At 35.5% G+C, this 521-nt stretch carries 1 protein-coding gene; it reads right to left on the reverse strand.

The features are described from left to right. Positions 1 to 521 (reverse strand): RNA-guided endonuclease InsQ/TnpB family protein (locus tag UYC_RS0100055; protein WP_016879175.1); only part of this gene is annotated, 521 nt, incomplete at both ends.

A 521-nucleotide genomic window follows, 5' to 3' on the forward strand; every position in this document is an offset into this window, starting at 1 on the left:
TTTTTTACGTCTGGATACCTTACGCTGTGCTGATTTTAATTTACGTTCAGTTTTGCGTAAATACTTTGGTGCGGCAACTCTAGTATTGTCAGATGCCACATAGAAATCAATCAACCCAACATCAATACCAACAATATTGTCAGGGTTAAAGTCAGGTTTAATTGTGGGAACTGTTTTGTCATCAAGGCTGAAAGTGACATAATAACCATCTGCTTTCTTGGTAACAGATACGGTTTTAATATCAAAACCGTCTGGGATTGGGCGATGAACAATTACTTTAATATCCCCAATTTTTGATAGCGTGATTTTGTTATTGGTAAAATGATGGCGCTTAAATTGAGTATAGGTAAAAGTTTTGTATTGACCTTTGCCTTTGAATCTAGGTCTACCAGATTTTTTGCCGTTAATATCACCTTTTAACCATCTATCAAAAGCTAGTTCAACTTTCTTAGGAACTTCCTGTAATACTTGTGAGTGAATCTCTTTGTACCACGGTCTATCTATTTTAAGCTGAACTAAAG

The organism is Chlorogloeopsis fritschii PCC 6912 (assembly GCF_000317285.1).
Classification (GTDB): Bacteria; Cyanobacteriota; Cyanobacteriia; order Cyanobacteriales; family Nostocaceae; genus Chlorogloeopsis; species Chlorogloeopsis fritschii.